At 64.9% G+C, this 1503-nt stretch carries 1 protein-coding gene; it reads left to right on the top strand.

What is annotated here, in order from left to right:
- Positions 1-94: 94 nt before the first annotated feature.
- Positions 95-1414: an IS256 family transposase gene (locus ACF08B_RS41645; protein ID WP_392322231.1), complete on the top strand. Its 1320-nt coding sequence runs from the start codon at positions 95-97 to the stop codon at positions 1412-1414.
- Positions 1415-1503 lie beyond the last annotated feature (89 nt).

The following is a 1503-nucleotide window of genomic DNA, read 5'->3' as shown; positions in this document are numbered from 1 at the left end:
GAGGGTGTTCACTTCCTTGTGTAAGAGGTGATCTTGCTGGGTGCTGGTCGGGTCCTGGCTGACACCAGGAATGTGACGCACAGTGAGTGACGTGATGAACGAGAATGCCCCGTACGCCGAGTCCGTCGAGCCCCGTGAAGAGGCATCCCGCAGGCTGGCGGGGGCTCTCTCGCCAGCGGTGATCGACCGGCTGCTGGCGGACGCGGAAGCGGCCGGGGTCGGCATCGATGGACAGGGCGGTCTGCTGCAGCAGATGATGAAGGCGGTCCTGGAGCGGGCCCTGCAGGTCGAAATGGCTGACCACCTCGGCTATGAGGCGGGCGACCCGGCCGGCCGCGGCTCGGGCAACTCCCGCAACGGCTCCTACCCGAAAACGGTGACGACGGTCGCCGGGCCGGTGACCATGGACGTGCCACGCGACCGCCGGTCCGAGTTCGAGCCGGTGATTGTGCCGAAGGGCCGGCGGCGCCTCGCCCAGGTCGACGACATGATCCTCTCCCTCTATGCCCGGGGCATGACCACCCGTGACATCACCGCCCACCTGAAGGAGGTCTACGGCTCGGAGGTGTCCCCGGCCCTGGTCTCGAAGATCACCGATGTCGTCGCCGATGAGATAACCACCTGGCAGAATCGGCCTGTTGACGACGTCTACCCGATCCTCTACATCGACGCGCTGACCGTGAAGGTCCGCGACGGCGGCATGGTCACCAACAAGTCCGCGCACCTGGTCATCGGCGTCGACGTCGACGGCATCAAGAACGTACTGGGCATCTGGCTGCAGGACACCGAGGGCTCGAAGTTCTGGCTGAACGTGCTCACCCAGCTGAAGAACCGCGGCCTGAGGGACGCGCTGATCGTGTGCTGCGACGGGCTGAACGGCCTCCCGGAAGCGATCAGCACCGTCTGGGAGAAAGCCCTGGTCCAAACCTGTGTCACCCACCTGATCCGGTCGTCGATGAAGTACGTCTCCCACACCGACCGCAAGAAGGTCGCCGCCGCCCTCAAACCGATCTACACCGCCGCCACCGAGTCAGAGGCACTGTCCGCCCTGGACGAGCTGCGGGCCGACTACGGCAAGAACTACCCCGGACTGATCGCGAGCTGGGAGCGAGCCTGGGAGGAATTCATCCCCTTCCTCACCTTCGACCGCGACATCCGGCGTGTCATCTACACCACCAATGCCATCGAGTCCCTGAACTACCAGCTCCGCAAGATCACCAAGACCCGCGGGCACTTCCCCTCCGACGACGCCGCGATCAAACTCCTCTACCTCGGCATCCGCCGCATCGAAGGCCGCCACATCGACGGCGACGGCCCCATCCCCACCGGCCGCGTCCGCGGCACCGGCACCCTCGGCTGGAAACGCGCCATGAACCACTTCATGCTCGCCTTCCCCGACCGCCTCCCCCTCTAGCCCCCACCAAGATCACCGCAAGTAACCAACCACACGACCCGATCAGCAAGACCACACACCTCTACATACACAAAGGAATTGACAACCTC

It is taken from the genome of Streptomyces sp. NPDC015139 (assembly GCF_043079785.1).
In the GTDB taxonomy this organism is placed as follows: Bacteria; Actinomycetota; Actinomycetes; order Streptomycetales; family Streptomycetaceae; genus Streptomyces; species Streptomyces albidocamelliae.
Note: the sequence above shows the minus strand (reverse complement) of the source record. Positions and strands in the feature narration are given on the sequence as shown.